This window comes from Larkinella harenae (genome assembly GCF_054780515.1).
Genome location: NZ_BAAGWE010000029.1, coordinates 1 through 1,410, shown reverse-complemented (window position 1 = coordinate 1,410; position 1,410 = coordinate 1). Strand labels below are relative to the sequence as shown.

Below are 1,410 nucleotides of genomic sequence, written 5' to 3'. Positions count from 1 at the left end.
TTGGGGGGAAGTTAGGCATAAAGTTTGGTCAATCGGAACAGAAAGAAAGCAATGTCTCTGACTCCTCTGGATGATGCCCGAAATGCCTTGATTTTCGCGTTGAAGGATTCCGCCGAGGCATTGGTACTGCGGTTATTGAAGAAATTGAGAATGTCCAAATAATGCGTCTGAATGGAGCGGGCGACGGTTTTAAACGAATCCAGCCCACACGCTTCGACCGCATTGTACCACAAGGCCAGCTTTTTAAAGGCCAGCTCCTTGGATTTGCAAGTTCTATAAATTGTCCCTACTGTTGTTGCCAGCCGATAGGCTTGCTCAATAGTGGGATACCGCTCAAATAGGAGCCTGGAACGTTGGACCTGTGAAGGGGTCCACTTATCTGCCTGCTTGAACAACAGGTACCGGCTTCGGACCAACAATTGTTTAAGGGTATCACCGTTCGTCAACAGGTCAGCCTCATAGGGCAAACCGGCCTGTCGTGCAACTTCAATGGCCTGGTTTTCCTGATCCAAAGCCTGCCAACGATAGCTTATCCGGACTTCCTGAACGGCATCATAGGCCAATTTCTGAACGTGGAACCGGTCGATGACTTTGGATGCCTTGGGAAAACACCGGCTGACGATCAGACCCATGTTGGCGGCCATATCTAAAGTCACTTCACGCACTTTATTCCGAATACGCTTAGGGATTTTCTGTAGGATATCAATGACTGCTGCTGCTTGTGTTCCCTTGATCATCGCCACCAACGAGCCTTTTCGTCCTTTCGCTGCTTTGTTAGTCACAATCGAATAAAGCTCCCCATTTGATAAGGACGTTTCGTCAATGCTCAGAGAGGAACCCGTATTTTCAGGAAATAGAAGCCATTCGGCGGCATGCGACCGCTGGTCCCAACTCTTGTAATCGCTAATATGATCTTTGTACTGCTGCTGAAGTAGTTTGCCGTCCAGATGAAAATAGGTTCCGAGTTGAGCGCAACTAATGGGTTGATTATCGATACAGTTCTTTTAAAAAATCCGCGAACTCTTTGGTCATCCGCGTTCCCTGTTGCACCCCATTCCAATCCCGGCTGATGATCGCCCCGGTCTCTTTAACTTCCCACCGACGGCGCTTGATACAGAGCGTAACCCGCTGATTACGAATCGGAAAATCCTGAATGGCGATTTCTGGCAAAAAACCTTTGGACTCTACTTTTTGATCGTTGTATTCCGCAGGAGGCAGGTTCTTTTCTACCAGATAAATGTGCAGACCGGTATGAGCTTCGACGACATTGGACAGATCGAAGTAATCTAAGATCCCCTCGGGTAACAGAAAACGGACTAAGGCTTGATAAGACTCTTGCAAGGAACTCAAAATTGATTCTGCGCAAAAAAACTACTTTTTTCCACGCCCCCCAAATTCCCCGACTGATCC

2 protein-coding genes are annotated in these 1,410 nt (G+C 47.9%); both read right to left on the bottom strand.

Features of this window, described 5'->3' with window-relative positions:
• Nucleotides 1-11: 11 nt before the first annotated feature.
• Nucleotides 12-947, bottom strand: a complete 936-nt coding sequence (locus tag ACYVH9_RS31540; RefSeq protein ID WP_460640437.1) for an ISAon1 family transposase — start codon at nucleotides 945-947, stop codon at nucleotides 12-14.
• 40 nt (nucleotides 948-987) lie between these two features.
• On the bottom strand, nucleotides 988-1,341 hold the full coding sequence (locus ACYVH9_RS31535; RefSeq protein ID WP_460640436.1) for an ISAon1 family transposase N-terminal region protein: 354 nt from the start codon (nucleotides 1,339-1,341) through the stop codon (nucleotides 988-990).
• Nucleotides 1,342-1,410: the final 69 nt, after the last annotated feature.